Here is a 15,334-nt window from a genome sequence, read left to right as displayed (position 1 = left end):
CTCTTCACAGATTCCCCCGTAGCGCCTGCTCCCGCTCGATCGCTTCAAACAGTGCCTTGAAATTGCCCTTGCCGAAGCTGCGGCTGCCCTTCCGCTGGATGATTTCGTAGAACAGGGTCGGCCGGTCCTCGACAGGGCGCGTGAAGATCTGGAGCATGTACCCCTCGTCATCGCGATCAACCAGAATGCCAAGCTTCTCCAACTCGTCGACTGGTTCGTCGATCTTCCCCACGCGACCCTGCAACTCCGCATAGTACGTATGTGGGACTGTGAGGAAGCTCACGCCCTGCTCTTGCATCTTCGTAACTGTGCTGAGAATGTCGTTGGTCGCCAGCGCGATGTGCTGCACGCCCGGGCCCCCATAGAAATCGAGATACTCTTCAATCTGCGACTTCCTCCGGCCCTCCGCCGGCTCATTGATAGGGAACTTCACGTAGCCGTTGCCGTTGGCCATCACCTTCGACATAAGCGCGGAATATTCAGTGGAAATGTCCTTATCGTCGAAGTGCTGATACAGCGAAAAGCCCATCACCTTCGCGTAGAAGTCCACCCACTCATTCATCGCACCCCAACCGACATTCCCAACGATGTGATCGACGTGCAGCAATCCCACTGGATTCGCGATCGTGTCCTGCGCCACCGCCCGGTAGCCGGGGAAGAAAACTCCGCGATAATCCTTGCGCTCCACAAACGTGTGCACAGTATCGCCATAAGCCGCGATGCTGGAGGTCACTAAGCTTCCGTCCGCATCTTCGCTAACCGTCGGTTCCTGCACCGATCGCGCGCCACGCTTCGTCGTCTCCTCCCATGCACTGCGGGCATCATCGACCCACAGCGCGATCGCCTTCACACCGTCGCCATGCTTATGCACGTGCGCAGCGATCTCAGAATCCGAACGCAGCGCCGTTGTCAGCACAAAACGCACCTTACCTTGCTGCAGCACGTACGACGCGCGATCGCGGCGCCCCGTCTCGGGTCCCGCATACGCCACCAGCGACATGCCGAACGCAGCGCGATAGTAATACGCTGACTGCCGTGCGTTTCCAACATAAAACTCAATATGATCCGTCCCCTTGAGCGGGAGAAAATCACGCGCTACGGATTCGGGACTCGGAGCAATCGCGGCCATGAGGGCCCTCCTTCTAAATTCAACGGCGTTCACTACTCAACAGACAACTTCATCGCGCAACAACAGTCGCCCGGCTCGACAGAGTAGCAGGAACGATGGTTCCCTGGCACTCACCCAGGCTGATTCGCCGCAAACCTTCGCGTTCACAAAACCCGCGAATCGTAATCTCATCCCCATCCTGCAGGAAGCTGCGCTCCTCACCCGAAGCTAGCTTCAGGGGCTCGGCGCCCCGTCGCGTAATCTCCAGCAGAGATCCCTGCGAACCCGTTTGCGGGCCGGAAATCGTGCCGCTGGCCAGCAGATCGCCGGCACGCAGGTTGCACCCGTTGCTGGTGTGGTGCGCCACCATCTGCGCAAAGCTCCAGTACAGCTCCGTCGCACTTACCTGGGTCAACCGAATCGGTCCGAGCGATTGATTCCGCATCTGCTCGGTCGTCAGATATACCTCCAGCCGAACATCGATTCCCTGCTTCGCCGCATCTCGGACAACGAGATAATCCAACGGCATTGGATCGCCCTCAGCGCGCATTGCAAGCGGAACCCGGTAAGGCTCCAGCGCATCCATCGTCACCACCCACGGAGACACCGTCGTCGCGAAGCTCTTACCCAGAAACGGTCCCAAGGGCTGATACTCCCATGCTTGAATGTCACGCGCCGACCAGTCGTTCACTAACGACACGCCGAAGATACGCTGCTCGGCATCATCAATATCAATCGAGCTACCCAGCGCATTGCCTTCGCCGATGTACGCTCCAAGCTCAAGCTCAAAGTCCATTTGCTTCGAGGGCCCAAACGTCGGCACCTCAGCAGACGGCGGCTTCGTCTGCCCATTCGGGCGCTTCACCGGCGTGCCACTCACCACAATCGATGACGCGCGCCCGTGATAGCCAATGGGCACCCACTTGTAGTTCGGCATCAAAGGCTGGTCAGGCCGAAACAGCTTTCCCACATTCGTCGCGTGATGAATCGACGCGTAGAAATCCGTGTAGTCGCCAATCTCAACGGGCAGACGAAAACGCGCTCCCTTCATCGGCCGCAGCAACGGCCTCAAGCGATCGACAACACTCGAGTCCGCGTCGTGAGCAAGCATGTCAGTCAGCGCGCGCCGAAGCTCGCCATGCCTCTCCTTGCCACGTGACATCCACATATTCAGTGTCGGCTGCGCCCAGGCGACGTCCATCTCTTCGATCTTCGCCAGCTCTGCCAAATCCAGAAGCGCGTCGCCGATCCCCACACCGAGATGCTGCTCACCACTCTCCACCTCAAACGCGCAGAACGGCAGATTCTCCAGCGGGAATCCGCAGCCTGGATCGTTCGCCGATTCAACCCAGCTCTTGGGACAAGCGGTCATCGAATCCACCCCATCGCACGCAGTTCCTCGATCGGCTCCTCGAACGAGCAAGAACCAAAGCCTGCTAGAAATTCATCGCGCATCTTTCGAATGTCCCCCATCGAGAAGCTGCGTTCTCTCCAGCGCAGCTCGTTCTCACTAGCATCGAAGTGCCCGCAAGCTTCGTCTCCGAGAATCTCGCTGACCACGCCTTCGTCCGCGCCCTGATACGCCGCCGCGGCTGCCACAAACAAATTCACAAATCCATGCATGTATGCGGTCGCGGATTGCGGTTCATAGGTCAGCTTTTGTTCTCCTCTAATCGCGTGATGCAAACCAGCCGTCGCCTTCATACGCACGCGCTGCCGGACACACGTCGTCAGAAAAGCAGCCACTACATTCGATGGCGGTACGGCTTGCGGCACAACTCCTCCTGTACGAATTTTGGCGCACGCGCCCGCAGTCGCTGCAGCCGCAATCAAATCCTCCGGCGCACACCCGCTCGGCGCTTCGACAAACAACTCGCCTTCGCTCGGCATGCGCCGCCGAATCTCGGCGATGTTCTCGAGCCTCTCGGGCCTGCATTCCACAGCATCCAGCCTCAGCCCCACATCGATCGCCAACCGCATCTCAGCGTCATAGTCGCTGCCGAGCAACAGACTGATCGGCCACTCCACATACTCCGGCCATCGATCCCCAAACTCCGCGACCTTGCCTGCCGGCAACACCAATCGGCCAAGCGCCCACTCATCGCGGCCGCTCCGATAATCCGCGTAGTTCCGCACGGTCGTCTCAAGATCGAGCGCCGCCGGTGGAAACAAACCCGCGTAATCAATTGCTCCTGCCAGCAGCGCCTGCACGGCCATCATGCTACTTCGCATCTCCCGGATACAGCCGCTTTAACCCTTGCCAGCACTCGTAATACTCATGCTGCAGGATCTTCGATTCGAGCGCCCACCTGCTCGGCCTGACCGGAAGCCTCGTCTCGAACATGAACGCCAGCGTGTCCTCCACATGCTGCGGCTTCAACTCCGCCGCGCTTGCTTTCTCGAACGTCTCCGCATCCGGTCCATGGCCCGACATGCAGTTGTGCAGACTCGCTCCACCGGGCAGAAAACCTTCAGCCTTGGCGTCATACACACCAAAGATCAAACCCATGAACTCGTTCATCATGTTGCGATGAAACCAAGGCGGCCTGAAGGTGTGCTCTGCCACCAACCAGCGCGGCGGAAAGATCACGAAGTCCACATTCGCGACGCCTTCAAGATGAGAAGGCGCTGTCAGCACGCAGAAGATGGACGGGTCCGGATGGTCGAAGCTCACCGTGTTAATGCAGTTGAACCGCGCCATGTCGTACTTGTACGGCGCATAGTTTCCATGCCACGCCACAACATTGATGGGCGAATGATTGTACGTCGCATGCCACAGCCTGCCGAGAAACTTCGACACCACCTCGACATCGCCTTCGCGGTCCTCGAACGCCGCAACCGGCGTTAGAAAGTCACGCGGATTCGCCAGCCCATTCGCTCCAATCGGTCCGAGATCCGGCAGACGAAAAGGCTGCCCATAGTTCTCGCAGATGTATCCGCGCGCGTTGCCCTCCAACAGCTCCACGCGAAACTTAATCCCGCGCGGAATCACCACCAGTTCGCCGGGCTTGACGTCGATGATCCCGCACTCCGTCGCAAATCGCACCGCGCCCTGCTGCGGCAAAATCAGCATCTCTGCGTCTGCGTTGTAGAAGTAGCGGTCCTTCATCGATGCGGTCGCCGTATAAATGTGCACCCCCGCACCATCCTGCATCGCCGGATCGCCACTTCCTCCAATCGTTGTCACCCCCTCAACGAAATCTGTCGGCTCTGATGGAAACTCCGGGGGATTCCACCGCATCTGGTTCGGTGGGGTCGGCACCTCATCGAACGGCCCGCTGCGCCACAGTGTCTGCTTTTCGAATAGCTGATACGGCTCATGCACCACCGATGGCCGAATCCGGTACATCCACGTGCGCCGGTTCTTCCCCCGCGGCGCCGTAAACGACGACCCGCTCACCTGCTCCGTATACAGCCCAAACGCATTTCGCTGCGGCGAATTCTGCCCCACCGGCAACGCGCCCGCGCGCGCCTCCGTCGCAAACTCATTCCCAAACCCAGACTGATACGTCAGCTCCGCCATTCGTCTTCCCTTCTTCGCTAATCACTCGGCGGCCCGCCCGCACCCCGCAAGCTGCCCGAAGCATCATGGTCTGCCCGCGCATGCATCGTCAACCCGTGCGGTACACTCGCGCAGAGCGCGCGTCCTCACGCCTGCCATCCCGCGTCTCACCATCAATGCTTGTTCGCCTCATCATCAATGCGGATGACTTCGGTCTTACGCGCGGCGTCAACCGCGCCATCGCCGAGCTGCACGATGCGGGTGCCGTCACCTCCGCAACTCTCATGGCCAGCGGGGCAGCCTTCGACGACGCAGTCAACCTCGCACTTGCCCGTCCCTCACTCGGCATCGGTTGCCACATCGTTCTCGTAGACGGCATCCCGGTCTCCGACCCGGCAACCATCCCCACCCTCCTCGGTCCCGATCGCCGCACCTTCCGCACGTCGCTCGCAGACTTCGCACTCGGCGTTCTCCGCGGTGCCATTACACAAGCCGACATCCAGCGCGAGGCACTTGCACAGATCCAGAAGCTCCAGCGCGCGGGCCTTAAACTCACACACGCCGACACGCACAAACACACCCACCTCCTCTCGCGCGTCAGCCAGCCCATCATCCGCGCCCTCGAGCAGTCCGGCGTCCGTTCCATCCGCAATCCATTCGAGCCACGCTGGGCCGCCTCCATCGGCGGAAGCACGCGGCGCAGTCTCTTCGTTCGCGCCTTTCAACCCGGCCGCCGCCGCTTCGAGGCCTCGCTCCCGATCGCCAGCCTCCAAATTCTCACCACCCGCGGCACCATCGGCATCTCCGCTACGGGCCACCTCAACAGCACAACGCTCAACCAACTGCTCGAAAGAACCCCCGACGGCACGTGGGAGCTCGTCTGCCATCCCGGCTACAACGACCACGATCTCGACGCCATCAGCACACGCCTGCGCACCGAGCGCGAAACGGAGCTCAACGCGCTCTTCGCCGCCTTTGCAAAATCTTCATCAAACACCTTGCACCCTTCCGGCCTCCAACTCATCCATTACGGAGAGCTCGGCGGATAATTCGTCTCGCGCATCATTTCGTATCTCGGATCTCCCATGAAGATCGGCATCACCTGCTATCCCACCTACGGCGGCTCCGGCGTTGTCGCCACTGAGCTCGGCATCGAGCTTGCCGCTCGCGGTCACGAGGTGCACTTCATCACCTACTCGCAGCCCTTCCGCCTCAACGGCCGCGAAGAGAACATCCGCTATCACGAAGTTCCCGTCTCCAACTACCCGCTCTTCGAGTACCCGCCCTACGATCTCGCGCTCGCCACGCGCATGGCAGAGGTCGCAGAGATCTACTCTCTCGATCTCCTGCACGTTCACTACGCGATCCCGCACTCCGTCTCCGCGCTGCTCGCGCGCCAGATGCTTGCCGCTCAGGGTCTGCATCTGCCGTTCATCACCACGCTCCACGGCACTGACATCACTCTCGTCGGCCTCGACCGCTCCTACCTTCCCATCACTCGTTTCGGAATCGACCAGTCCGACGGCGTCACCGCTATCTCCGAGTACCTCCGCGAGCGCACCCGCGAAGCCTTCTCGGTACAGCGCCCCATCGAAGTCATACGCAACTTCGTTAACTGCGATCTCTACCGCCGCGACCCCGAGCTCGTCGCTCGCGAACGCCCGCGCTTTGCTCAGCCAAACGAGCGCCTCCTCGTTCATCTCTCGAACTTCCGTCCGGTCAAGCGCGTGCTCGACGTCATCTCTGTCTTCGCACGCATCTCCAAAGAACTTCCCGCACGCCTGATGCTCATCGGAGACGGGCCGGAGCGTTCCGCCGCCGAGTACCTCGCCAAGCGCATGGGCATTAGCGATCGCGTCGAGTTCGTCGGCAAACAGGAGAATGTTCACGAGCTTCTTCCACTCGCCGACCTCATGCTCATGCCGAGCGAGATGGAAAGCTTCGGCCTCGCCGCCCTCGAGGCGATGGCCTGCTGTGTTCCGACCATCGCGACCCGAGTCGGCGGTGTCCCAGAGCTTATCGAGCACGAGGAAAACGGTTTGCTGTTTGAGGTCGGCGACATCGCCGGCATGTCCGAGTCCGCCATCGAACTCCTCTCGGATCCCGACCGTCTGGAGGAGATGGCCAGCGAAGCTCGTCGCACCGCGCAGGATAAGTTCTGCGCCTCCCGCATCATCCCGCAGTACGAGCGCTTCTACCAGAGCATCATCCGCTCCTCGCCGAAACTTTCGGCCGGTTAGCCGGGTTAATCCAGCAGATGCCTGCGACTCTCTCACATCCCAATCCTCTTTTCACCGGGCCTATCCTCTAAGCACCGGCGCTACGCGCGCTCGGGTTCGAGAGGTTTTCATGAAACTCAAACTCACCATCGCCAGCCTGGCCGCGGCCACGATTCTTCTTCCCGCGGCACACGCCCAGATGAGCGGCACCTCGCATCCGGAAAAGCTCGACGACGCCATCACGACTTCGCCCGATCCCTCTACGACGCCGCATTACGTCAAGCCTTCGCCCGCTGTACCGATGACCGCCCCTGTCACCGCGACAGACACTCCTGAACCGGCAGCCGCTTCGCCGGCCGTAGCATGCATGTCCGCCGTCCCCCAGGAAACGACCCAGGGTCGCCGCCCGCTTGCTGCGGCCAACGATCCAGACGCCAACATCGTTCTGTCTGCGCCGGACGTTCCAGGCCAGGTGAACGAGGGTACCCCGCTCTACGTCGAACTCCAGACACCGCTCTCCACCACCGAAAGCCGCGTCGGCGACACCTTCCTCGCCGCACTCACTCAGCCAGTTAGGCAGCACGGCCAAGTCCTTCTTCCCATCGGCTCGCAGATCCGCGGCCGCATCTCCGAGATCCACGGCGGCCGTCGCATCAGCGGGCGTGCCTCCATCCGCCTTCGTCCTGAATCCGTCACCCTGCCCGACGGCTCCACGCACCCGCTCTACGCTGAGGTCACGGGACTCGGCCAGTTCTCCAGCTCACACGTCAATTCCGAGGGCACCATCATCGGCGACAGTCATCCTAAAGCCGCACTCACAGCCGTGGCCGCCGCTACCGGTGGCGCTGCCGTTGCCGGAGCCGCTCTGGGCGGAGGAGTCGGCGCGGCGGTTGGTGCAGGTGTCGGCGCAAGCCTCGGAACCATCTGGTGGCTCAAGCGCGACGTCCAGCAGGAACTCCCCTCCGGCACACGCCTCATCTTGTCGCTTGACCAGCCGCTCAATGTTTCCCCCACAGCTCAAACTGCAGAGCTGTCACACTAAGGGCCTTAACTCAAACCCGCCCAGCAGAAAGGCCCTCGATCCGTCGAGGGCCTTCTTGCATTCCGTGCAAACATTACAGCTCTATACGCTGAAGGATGCCGTGGCACGCTGAACGATGCCGTGGCGCCCTCCGCGTTCTTCCTTGGCGAGGGCGAAGCCCTTTGCGTGAGAGCTTTTCGCTTCTCAAGCCGAAAACGTCCCGCGATCACCCCAGCAGCCGCTTCCAGTTCTTCTGATTCCGCCGATAGCTCTTCTTCAAATCCTCGAGAATCCGCTGAAAGTCGCCGTTCTCCGTCAGCGGACGCCACGCCGGATTCTTGCTGAACCACGGATAGTTCTCATTGCCCAGGTAGATCGCTCGCCTTAGCCAGTGCAGCGCCTCCGGCGCGTCTTCTTCCACTGCGAAGTACGTCGCGAGCCTGTACGCCATCTCACTGTCCGCACCCGCAGCCGACAGCACATCTTCAGTAATAAACGTCGCCGCTCTCGAGCGGTCGCCTAACTGCACGTAGCACATCGCAATCGTCGGAAACACAATCCGCAGCGAAGCATCGTCTCGAATCACCTCTTCGAGCGTATTAACCGCGCGCGACAACTGGCCCTCGCGCATGTACTGATAGCCCTTCGAAATCCTCAGCAGCGGCTGCTTCGGCTCCAGCGTCAGTCCCTTGTCGATCTCGTCGCTCGCCAGCTCCAACTGATTTTGGTACTGGTACACACGCGCACGATGGTTATAGATAACCGCTGCATTCGATGGGTTCAACCGCAACGACGTGTTGAACTGATCAAGCGCTTCCTCGTACAGGCCATCGATGCGTAGCGTTATGCCGGCCACCAGGTGCACGTTCCAGTCGTTAGCTGCCTCCTGCAGCAGGTGCTCAATGCCATGCCGTGCGCTCTCTTTCTCGCCGCGCGACAGGAGCATATACACGCGATAGAGATTCGCCTCCACCGAATCCGGATCACGCTCCAGCGCGCGATCGAACGCCCTGCGCGCCTCCAGCACGTGCATCTGTCCGCCCATGCCATGCCGCGCATACTGCAGATGCGTTACGCCGAGCCCCGACCACCCAGGCGCATACCCGGGATCACGTGCCACAACGCGCTCAAACATCTCTCGCGCGCGATCCAGTTCATCCCGATTTCCCGTTCTCGACATGAACGACGACAACAGAGCCCGGGCCTGCAAATACTCCTCTGACACCGCTCCGCCCAGCGAGTTTTCACCACCAGATTGCGCGTTCCCGCTCGTGAGCTCGCCTCTGCCCTGCAACTCCGCGAACACTTGATCGCAGATCTCCGTCTGCACCGCGATCAAGTCAAACGTCCCCACGCTTATGGCCCCGCCCGTTCGCACGCTCTGCCTTTGCACGTCCAAAAGCTGCCAGTTCAGATCAAATCCCCGCTCCGACCGCAGAAAGCTTCCCGTCAGCACGAAGTCCACCAGCAGCCTCCGCCCCACACTCAACGGATCCAGCTGCCGTGTCGGAATATTCATCAGCGTGCTCGACGGCCGCACCACCAGCGATGGCACCTTTGCCAGTCGCGTCGCCACCGCATCCGCCAGCGCCTGCCCATAAAAGTGCGTGGCCTCCGTCGTGCCAAGGTTCACGAACGGCAGCACCACAATGTCCGTACCCTTCTTCTCCTGGCTCGTCGTACTCTCGCGAAACCGTTCCGCCAGCATCGACAAAATTCCCGTGGTCCGCTTCTCTTCTTCCGGCGTTTCGAGGTCCAGCCGCTGCTGCGCCGGCATGTTGATCGCGCCCTCGCCCGCCATCACCATCGAATCCAGTTGCAGCGACTTCACAATCGTCTTCAGCCCCTCACGCACCTCCGCGGCCGAGCCATACCGCTCCGACGGCTGTTTCTCCAGGCAGCGGAGAATCACACTCTCCAACTCGCCCGGAATATCCGGCACAATCTCTCGCAACGATGGCGGCGCCGCAAACTGAATCGCCCGAATACTCTGCAGCTCCTGCGCATCCGGCCGGTGGAACGGATGACGCCCGCTCACCATCTCGTACAGAATCAGCCCCAGCGCAAAGATATCGCTCTGCACGCTCGACTGCCCCGTCACGAACTGCTCCGGCGCCATGTACGCGATCGTTCCTCCGCGCGCGGTGTAAGTTGCCCCCGCCGGAATCTGCGGCGGATGCCCCGGCAGCGACGGATCAAAATTCCCGTTCGGCTCTTCGAGCTTCTCGCGCTTCAACTGCCGCGCCAGCCCGAAGTCCAGAATCTTGATCAGCCCGCCATCGGTCAGCATCACATTGGCCGGCTTTAAATCCCGATGAAAAATCCCCAGACCATGCGCCGCCTGCAGACCATCCGCAATCTGCATCCCGCTTGAAAGCACAAGCTGCACATTCGCAGGTCCCTCGGCAATGACCTTGTCCAGGCTCTTGCCCGGGATGTACTGCATCACAATGTAGGCTTCTTCATCCTCCTCGCCCACTTCGTAGATCGCGCAGACGTTGGGATGGTCGATCGCCGACGCCAGCCGCGCCTCCCGCAACTGCGTCGCCCGCACCTGCTCCGCCGTCTGCACCCCGCGCTTCAGCAGCTTCAGGACCACCGGCCGCTGCAGCAGCGTGTCGTTGGCCAGGAAGACCACGCCGCTTCCACCCGAGCCGATCTTCCGGATGAACTCATACTGGCGGATTACACGGCGCTTCATGGGGGCATTATCTCAAGTAACTCATTGATAACCATGTGGAAGAGCTCTGAAGCCAAACAACCAGGCACCAACCTGCACTTAATGCGATACTCGCTCGACGACCTGAATCGATATAGTTCCCGCGGCCAACAACTTGGCAGGCAGCCCCCAACCGAGTGAACTGCATCGAACAGAAGACCCCTGAAGCAGGCTGGCTTCGCTGTATTTGGTCAGCACGTTATCTCCATCACGACAAGGTACGAATGTCCGCGACCATCCTGCTCATTGACGACAACGCTGTGCAAGCGGCCACCCGGCAGACCATCCTCAAGCGCGCGGGGTATTTCGTCATTGCGGTCCTCAGTCCTCAGCGCGCGCTCGAACAGCTCCGCAGCAACGACTTCCCTGAGCCCATCGATCTCGTACTCACCGACCACATCATGCCCGGCATGACTGGCTCCGAGTTCGTCGCTCACCTTCGCGAGTTCCAGCCCAACCTCCCCGTGCTGGTCATCAGCGGCATGGCTGACGCCGAAGAGGAATACGAGAACCTTGGCGTCGAGTTCCGCCTCAAGCCCCTGCTTCCCGACAACCTCCTCGCCAGCGTCCACCGCCTGATCTCTTCCGGGACCGCCCAAAGCGCCTCCGCGTAAGCACGAGCCCCACAATTTCCCACCGCGAAACTCAAAACTGAACGAGCTCCGCGTTCAGGTCTACACTGCGCTCATGAAGAGCCCTTCGCTGCGAAACGCGATTCTCGTCTGCGCGCTGGCCTTCTTCTTCTCGTGGGCGTTCTTCTTTCTCAAACACAATCCCCTGCTCCGCGACATCATCCCCTTTGCCGAAGACCCCTACGATGCCATTGGCTCTTTAGCCTTCATCGCTGCCAACCTTCTGGCTGCAACGTCACTAGCTCGGGTTCTCCTGCCCCGCTTCATGGGCCGAAGCGGCGCCAGCATCTATGTCTCTCGCACACAAGCCGCCGTTTCGCTCTGCGTTCTCATGACTGTCTCGGCAGACACGATTGCAATGCTGCGGCATCTCTCGCAATGGTCGGGCACCCCAGGAGAACCTGACCTACTCGCGACTCTCGCCTCCATGCTTGCAGCGTCTATTGGCGTGCTGATCATCGTCTGCCATCGATCGCAACGCCCGGGCTTCCGAAATTGGGCAACCGCTTGCATGATTTTCTTCGCAGCTCTTCTCTGCCTCTGGTTCTACCCCGAGTCCCTGATCCACAACCTACTGCCTCACCTGATCACCTGCGACCTCGCCGACGTGCTCCTGGCCGTACCCGTTGCATCCTTCGCCCTTGCCCTCTTTCCGAGCCAACACTGTTCAACACCACGCATTGCCCGCACATCCCTTCGTTTCGCACGAATCCCTCACTGGACCATCGTGGCCCTTCTGGGACTTGCGATCGGCCTGGCCGCCTTCATCACAGAAATCCGCGAATCCGCAGCTTCCGTCCCCATCACACGGCTCGCCTTCGTCGGCTCTGTCTACGCCTATTTAGGGCTCTCCGGTCTGCTCATCGCGTACGCCTTTCTCCGCAAACCGCTTGGCTTCGAAATCACTTGCCCCAATCACCACCACTGATCTCACCGAGCCACAATCGCCACCGTCCGGTAATCACCCCCGGAAATCTGAGAAAATAGACACCGAGGACACCCGTTCCCGATGCTGCACCCCATGCCGTCCTTCGGCAGCCTCTCACTCCTGTTCGCTCTCATGTTCTGCGTCTATACGCTGTTCAGCGGAGCTATCTCCTTGCGCGCATTGGCAACGGGCCGCCCGCTGGCCCTCTCCCCCGAAGCCCTCCGCGAGACCTCGCGCCGCGCCGGCATCGCCAGCTTCATCGTCATCTCCTGCGCCGCCTTCGCGCTCATCTGGGCCGCCTTCACCAACGACTTCTCCGTCGACTACATCCTCCACCACACCAACCGCGACCTCAACCCGGTCTACAAGTTCTCCGCGCTCTGGTCCGGCCAGGAAGGCTCTCTCCTCCTCTGGGCCTGGCTGCTCTCTGCCTACGGCTTCGTCATGCGCATCCGCGACAAAGCCGACGTCACCCTGCACGCCTACGCCTCAACGATCCTCAGCGCCATCCAGGTCTTTTTCCTTCTCCTGCTCGTCTTCGCCGCGCCGCCCTTCGCCATCGCACCCGGTCCGCTGCGCGCCGACGGCTTCGGCCTGAACCCACTCCTCCAATATCCCGAGATGGTCATCCATCCCCCGATGCTCTATCTCGGATACGTTGGTTTCTCCGTGCCCTTCGCCTTCGCGCTCGGCGCGCTCATGATGCGCTACCCCGGCGAAAAATGGATTCACATCACCCGCCGCTGGACGATGGTCACCTGGCTCTTCCTCACCTGCGGCATCTGCCTCGGTATGCACTGGGCCTACGCCGTGCTCGGCTGGGGCGGCTACTGGGGCTGGGACCCCGTCGAAAACGCCTCGCTCATGCCTTGGCTCGCGGGCACCGCCTTCCTTCACTCCGTCATGATGCAGGAGAAGCGCGGCATGATGAAGATCTGGAACGTCTGGCTCATCTTCGCCACGTTCATGCTCTCAATCCTCGGCACGTTGCTCACACGCTCCGGCGTCGTCAGCTCCGTCCACGCGTTCGCCGAAAGCAACATCGGCAACTGGTTCTACGCCTTCCTTCTGATCGTCTTCATCGTCTGCCTCTTCACCTTCCTGCGCCAGCGCGATCACCTCAAGGCCGAAAACAAGCTCGAGTCTCTCGTCTCGCGCGAATCCAGTTTCCTCTTCAACAATCTCGTCCTTCTCACCGCCTGCTTCACCATCCTCTGGGGCACACTCTTCCCCATCCTCAGCGAGTACGTGCAAGGTTCCAAGGTCACCATGGGGCCGCCGTTCTACAACCGCGTCGCCGTTCCCATCGGCCTCTTCCTCATCTTCCTTACCGGAGTCGGCCCCCTCCTCGCCTGGCGCGCCACCTCGTTGCGCTCCATCCGCCGGAACGTGCTCCTTCCCTGCCTCGCCATCATCGTCAGCGCGATCGTTCTCATGATCACCGGCCTGCGCCCCTGGAACGAAGCCGACGGATCCACCGGCGCCATCTACTCGCTCGTCTGCTTCTCACTCGCCGCCGGCGTCATCACCGCCATCGTCACCGAGTTCCTTCGCGGCGCCAACGTCATCCGCAACCAGACCAGCAAAAATCTCCTGTCCTCCGCGATTCTCCTCACGCGTCGCAACACTCGCCGCTACGGTGGATACATCATCCACTTCGGCATCGTTGTCCTGTTCATCGGCGTCGCCGGCTCGGCCTTCAACCAATCGCGCGAGCTCGAGATGTCCTTCGGCGACTCCCTCCAGATCGGCTCGTACAAGTTCGTCTGCCAGTCCTACTCGCAAGACTCGAACCCCAACTACGACACCGACTTCGCTCTCCTCGACGTCCTCCACAACGGCAAGAAGATTACGCAGCTCACCCCCGAGCGCCGCTTCTACAACGCCAGCCAGGAGTACGAAACACGCGTCGCCATCCACTCCACCCTCGCCCGCGACATCTACGTCGTCTTCGAAGGCCGCAACCCCGAGACGGACAAGCCGATCATCAAGGTCTTCCTCAACCCGCTCGTCAACTGGATCTGGATCGGCGTCGCCATCGTCATCTTCGGCACCGCCATCGCTCTCGTCCCGCCACTGAAACCCCGCGCCCCGTCTTCCACAGCGGCTTTATCGTCCAAAGCTGACGCAGAGCGCCGCGAAGTCGTCCATGCGTAAGCGCCTCCTCCACGTCGCGCTGCTCTGCGTCCTCGCCGTCCCCATGCTCGGCGCCGGCGGACCCTCCTCGCGCTTTGACGCCCTCGGCCACAAGCTCATGTGCGTCTGCGGCTGCGGCCAGGTCCTGCTCGAGTGCAATCACGTCGGCTGCCCAGACTCCGACCGCGAGATCACCGAACTCCGTACCGAAATTGCTACTGGCCTTCCCGACCCCGGCGTGCTGAACTGGTTTGTCGCAAAGTACGGGCCCACAGTACTCGCCGCTCCTCTTCGCGGCGGCTTCGACATCGTCGCCTGGATCGTTCCCTTCGCGGCTCTCCTTCTGGGCATCGCAATCGTCGTCTTCCTCATCCACCTCTGGCGCCGCCGTTCACCCAGAGGCCCATCGGACGGTCCGCCATCGCCAGTCGACGACACAGTTCGGGATCGCATCCGCCGGGAGACTACATACTAGGTCACCCGGACGATTACCCATTAGTCACTTTTTCCTGTTACTCTTGTTCGCGTTCCATGACGCGTTCAGAGTTGCTCACGATCGTCATTGGTAGGGCCCGGGCCAACGGATTCGAATTCCGCCGCTGGTACACCACTCGCCTCGCCCTCCCCTGGACCTCCCACGAGGACGCCATCGCTGCGCTGGAGCAGCACCGCCAGTACTACGCCCTGCTCTTCTCCCACGAGTTCGCCATCGCCTTCTGGAAGCCCGGCGCCGAGATCACCTTCCAGGTCCCGTCCCGCACCTTCGCTCGCCGTATGCCGGACGGCTCCGTACAGATGGTCCACCGCAAGCCCTTCATCCGCCGCAGCGCCCGCAAGGATGCCTGGCGCTATCACCTCCGCGAGATGTCGCTCGCGGAAGAACCGCTCCGCTACATCCGCCGCTATCTCAACGTCGAAGACGATCTCGCAGAGGCCCCGCCGGAGACCGCGTCTCCCGCCACCCCAACGTCGCGCAAGTCTCCCTCGAAAGCGGCTACAAAACCTCAACGTCCCATGCCCGAGCACCCACCCGCGTTCCTGCGCCGCCCCTACCCCTGAGAATTGTCGA

At 61.2% G+C, this 15,334-nt stretch carries 13 protein-coding genes; 8 read left to right on the top strand and 5 right to left on the bottom strand.

Features of this window, described 5'->3' with window-relative positions; genetic code table 11:
- Positions 1 to 4: 4 nt before the first annotated feature.
- From hppD to hmgA, 4 genes are read right to left on the bottom strand one after another with little or no spacing between them, the layout of a single operon-like run.
- Positions 5 to 1,129 (bottom strand): 4-hydroxyphenylpyruvate dioxygenase, encoded by a 1,125-nt coding sequence (hppD, locus tag VGU25_12840; GenBank protein ID HEV2578090.1) that lies wholly within the window; start codon positions 1,127 to 1,129, stop codon positions 5 to 7.
- A gap of 49 nt (positions 1,130 to 1,178) precedes the next feature.
- A complete protein-coding gene (fahA, locus tag VGU25_12835; protein ID HEV2578089.1) occupies positions 1,179 to 2,480 on the bottom strand; it encodes a fumarylacetoacetase in 1,302 nt (433 codons plus the stop codon).
- The gene (locus VGU25_12830; protein ID HEV2578088.1) at positions 2,477 to 3,328 is read right to left on the bottom strand and encodes a hypothetical protein; all 852 of its coding nucleotides are present in this window, start codon (positions 3,326 to 3,328) and stop codon (positions 2,477 to 2,479) included. Before VGU25_12830 ends, fahA begins: the two co-directional genes overlap by 4 nt.
- Position 3,329: 1 nt before the next feature.
- Positions 3,330 to 4,631 carry a homogentisate 1,2-dioxygenase gene (gene hmgA, locus VGU25_12825; GenBank protein HEV2578087.1) on the bottom strand — a complete coding sequence of 434 codons (1,302 nt, stop codon included), beginning with the start codon at positions 4,629 to 4,631 and terminating at the stop codon, positions 3,330 to 3,332.
- A gap of 155 nt (positions 4,632 to 4,786) precedes the next feature.
- On the opposite strand from hmgA, the gene VGU25_12820 reads away from it, so the two are divergent.
- The 3 genes from VGU25_12820 to VGU25_12810 all read left to right on the top strand — a co-directional run bounded on the left by VGU25_12820 (position 4,787) and on the right by VGU25_12810 (position 7,871).
- Positions 4,787 to 5,659: a ChbG/HpnK family deacetylase gene (locus tag VGU25_12820; GenBank protein ID HEV2578086.1), complete on the top strand. Its 873-nt coding sequence runs from the start codon at positions 4,787 to 4,789 to the stop codon at positions 5,657 to 5,659.
- Between the two features lie 36 nt (positions 5,660 to 5,695).
- Positions 5,696 to 6,850, top strand: a complete 1,155-nt coding sequence (gene bshA / locus VGU25_12815; protein ID HEV2578085.1) for an N-acetyl-alpha-D-glucosaminyl L-malate synthase BshA — start codon at positions 5,696 to 5,698, stop codon at positions 6,848 to 6,850.
- 109 nt (positions 6,851 to 6,959) lie between these two features.
- Complete coding sequence (locus VGU25_12810; protein ID HEV2578084.1) at positions 6,960 to 7,871, top strand: hypothetical protein; 912 nt, start codon at positions 6,960 to 6,962, stop codon at positions 7,869 to 7,871.
- Positions 7,872 to 8,076: 205 nt separating this feature from the next.
- Here VGU25_12810 and VGU25_12805 read toward each other — a convergent pair whose 3' ends face one another.
- A complete protein-coding gene (locus VGU25_12805) occupies positions 8,077 to 10,551 on the bottom strand; it encodes a protein kinase (protein HEV2578083.1) in 2,475 nt (824 codons plus the stop codon).
- Between the two features lie 242 nt (positions 10,552 to 10,793).
- Between VGU25_12805 and VGU25_12800 the strand changes: the two genes are divergently transcribed.
- From VGU25_12800 to VGU25_12780, 5 genes are all read left to right on the top strand, one after another.
- Positions 10,794 to 11,183: a response regulator gene (locus VGU25_12800; GenBank protein HEV2578082.1), complete on the top strand. Its 390-nt coding sequence runs from the start codon at positions 10,794 to 10,796 to the stop codon at positions 11,181 to 11,183.
- Between the two features lie 73 nt (positions 11,184 to 11,256).
- A complete protein-coding gene (locus VGU25_12795; GenBank protein HEV2578081.1) occupies positions 11,257 to 12,129 on the top strand; it encodes a hypothetical protein in 873 nt (290 codons plus the stop codon).
- Positions 12,130 to 12,210: 81 nt separating this feature from the next.
- Positions 12,211 to 14,286: a heme lyase CcmF/NrfE family subunit gene (locus tag VGU25_12790; GenBank protein HEV2578080.1), complete on the top strand. Its 2,076-nt coding sequence runs from the start codon at positions 12,211 to 12,213 to the stop codon at positions 14,284 to 14,286.
- Positions 14,279 to 14,740, top strand: coding sequence for a cytochrome c-type biogenesis protein CcmH (locus tag VGU25_12785; GenBank protein ID HEV2578079.1), 462 nt, complete (start codon positions 14,279 to 14,281; stop codon positions 14,738 to 14,740). The genes VGU25_12790 and VGU25_12785 overlap by 8 nt, the downstream gene beginning before the upstream one ends.
- 56 nt (positions 14,741 to 14,796) lie before the next feature.
- On the top strand, positions 14,797 to 15,324 hold the full coding sequence (locus tag VGU25_12780; GenBank protein HEV2578078.1) for a hypothetical protein: 528 nt from the start codon (positions 14,797 to 14,799) through the stop codon (positions 15,322 to 15,324).
- Positions 15,325 to 15,334 lie beyond the last annotated feature (10 nt).

It is taken from the genome of Acidobacteriaceae bacterium, assembly GCA_035944135.1.
GTDB lineage: Bacteria > Acidobacteriota > Terriglobia > Terriglobales > Acidobacteriaceae > Granulicella.
The sequence above is the reverse complement of the archived record's forward strand: the minus strand, read 5'-3'. Positions and strand labels throughout refer to the sequence as shown.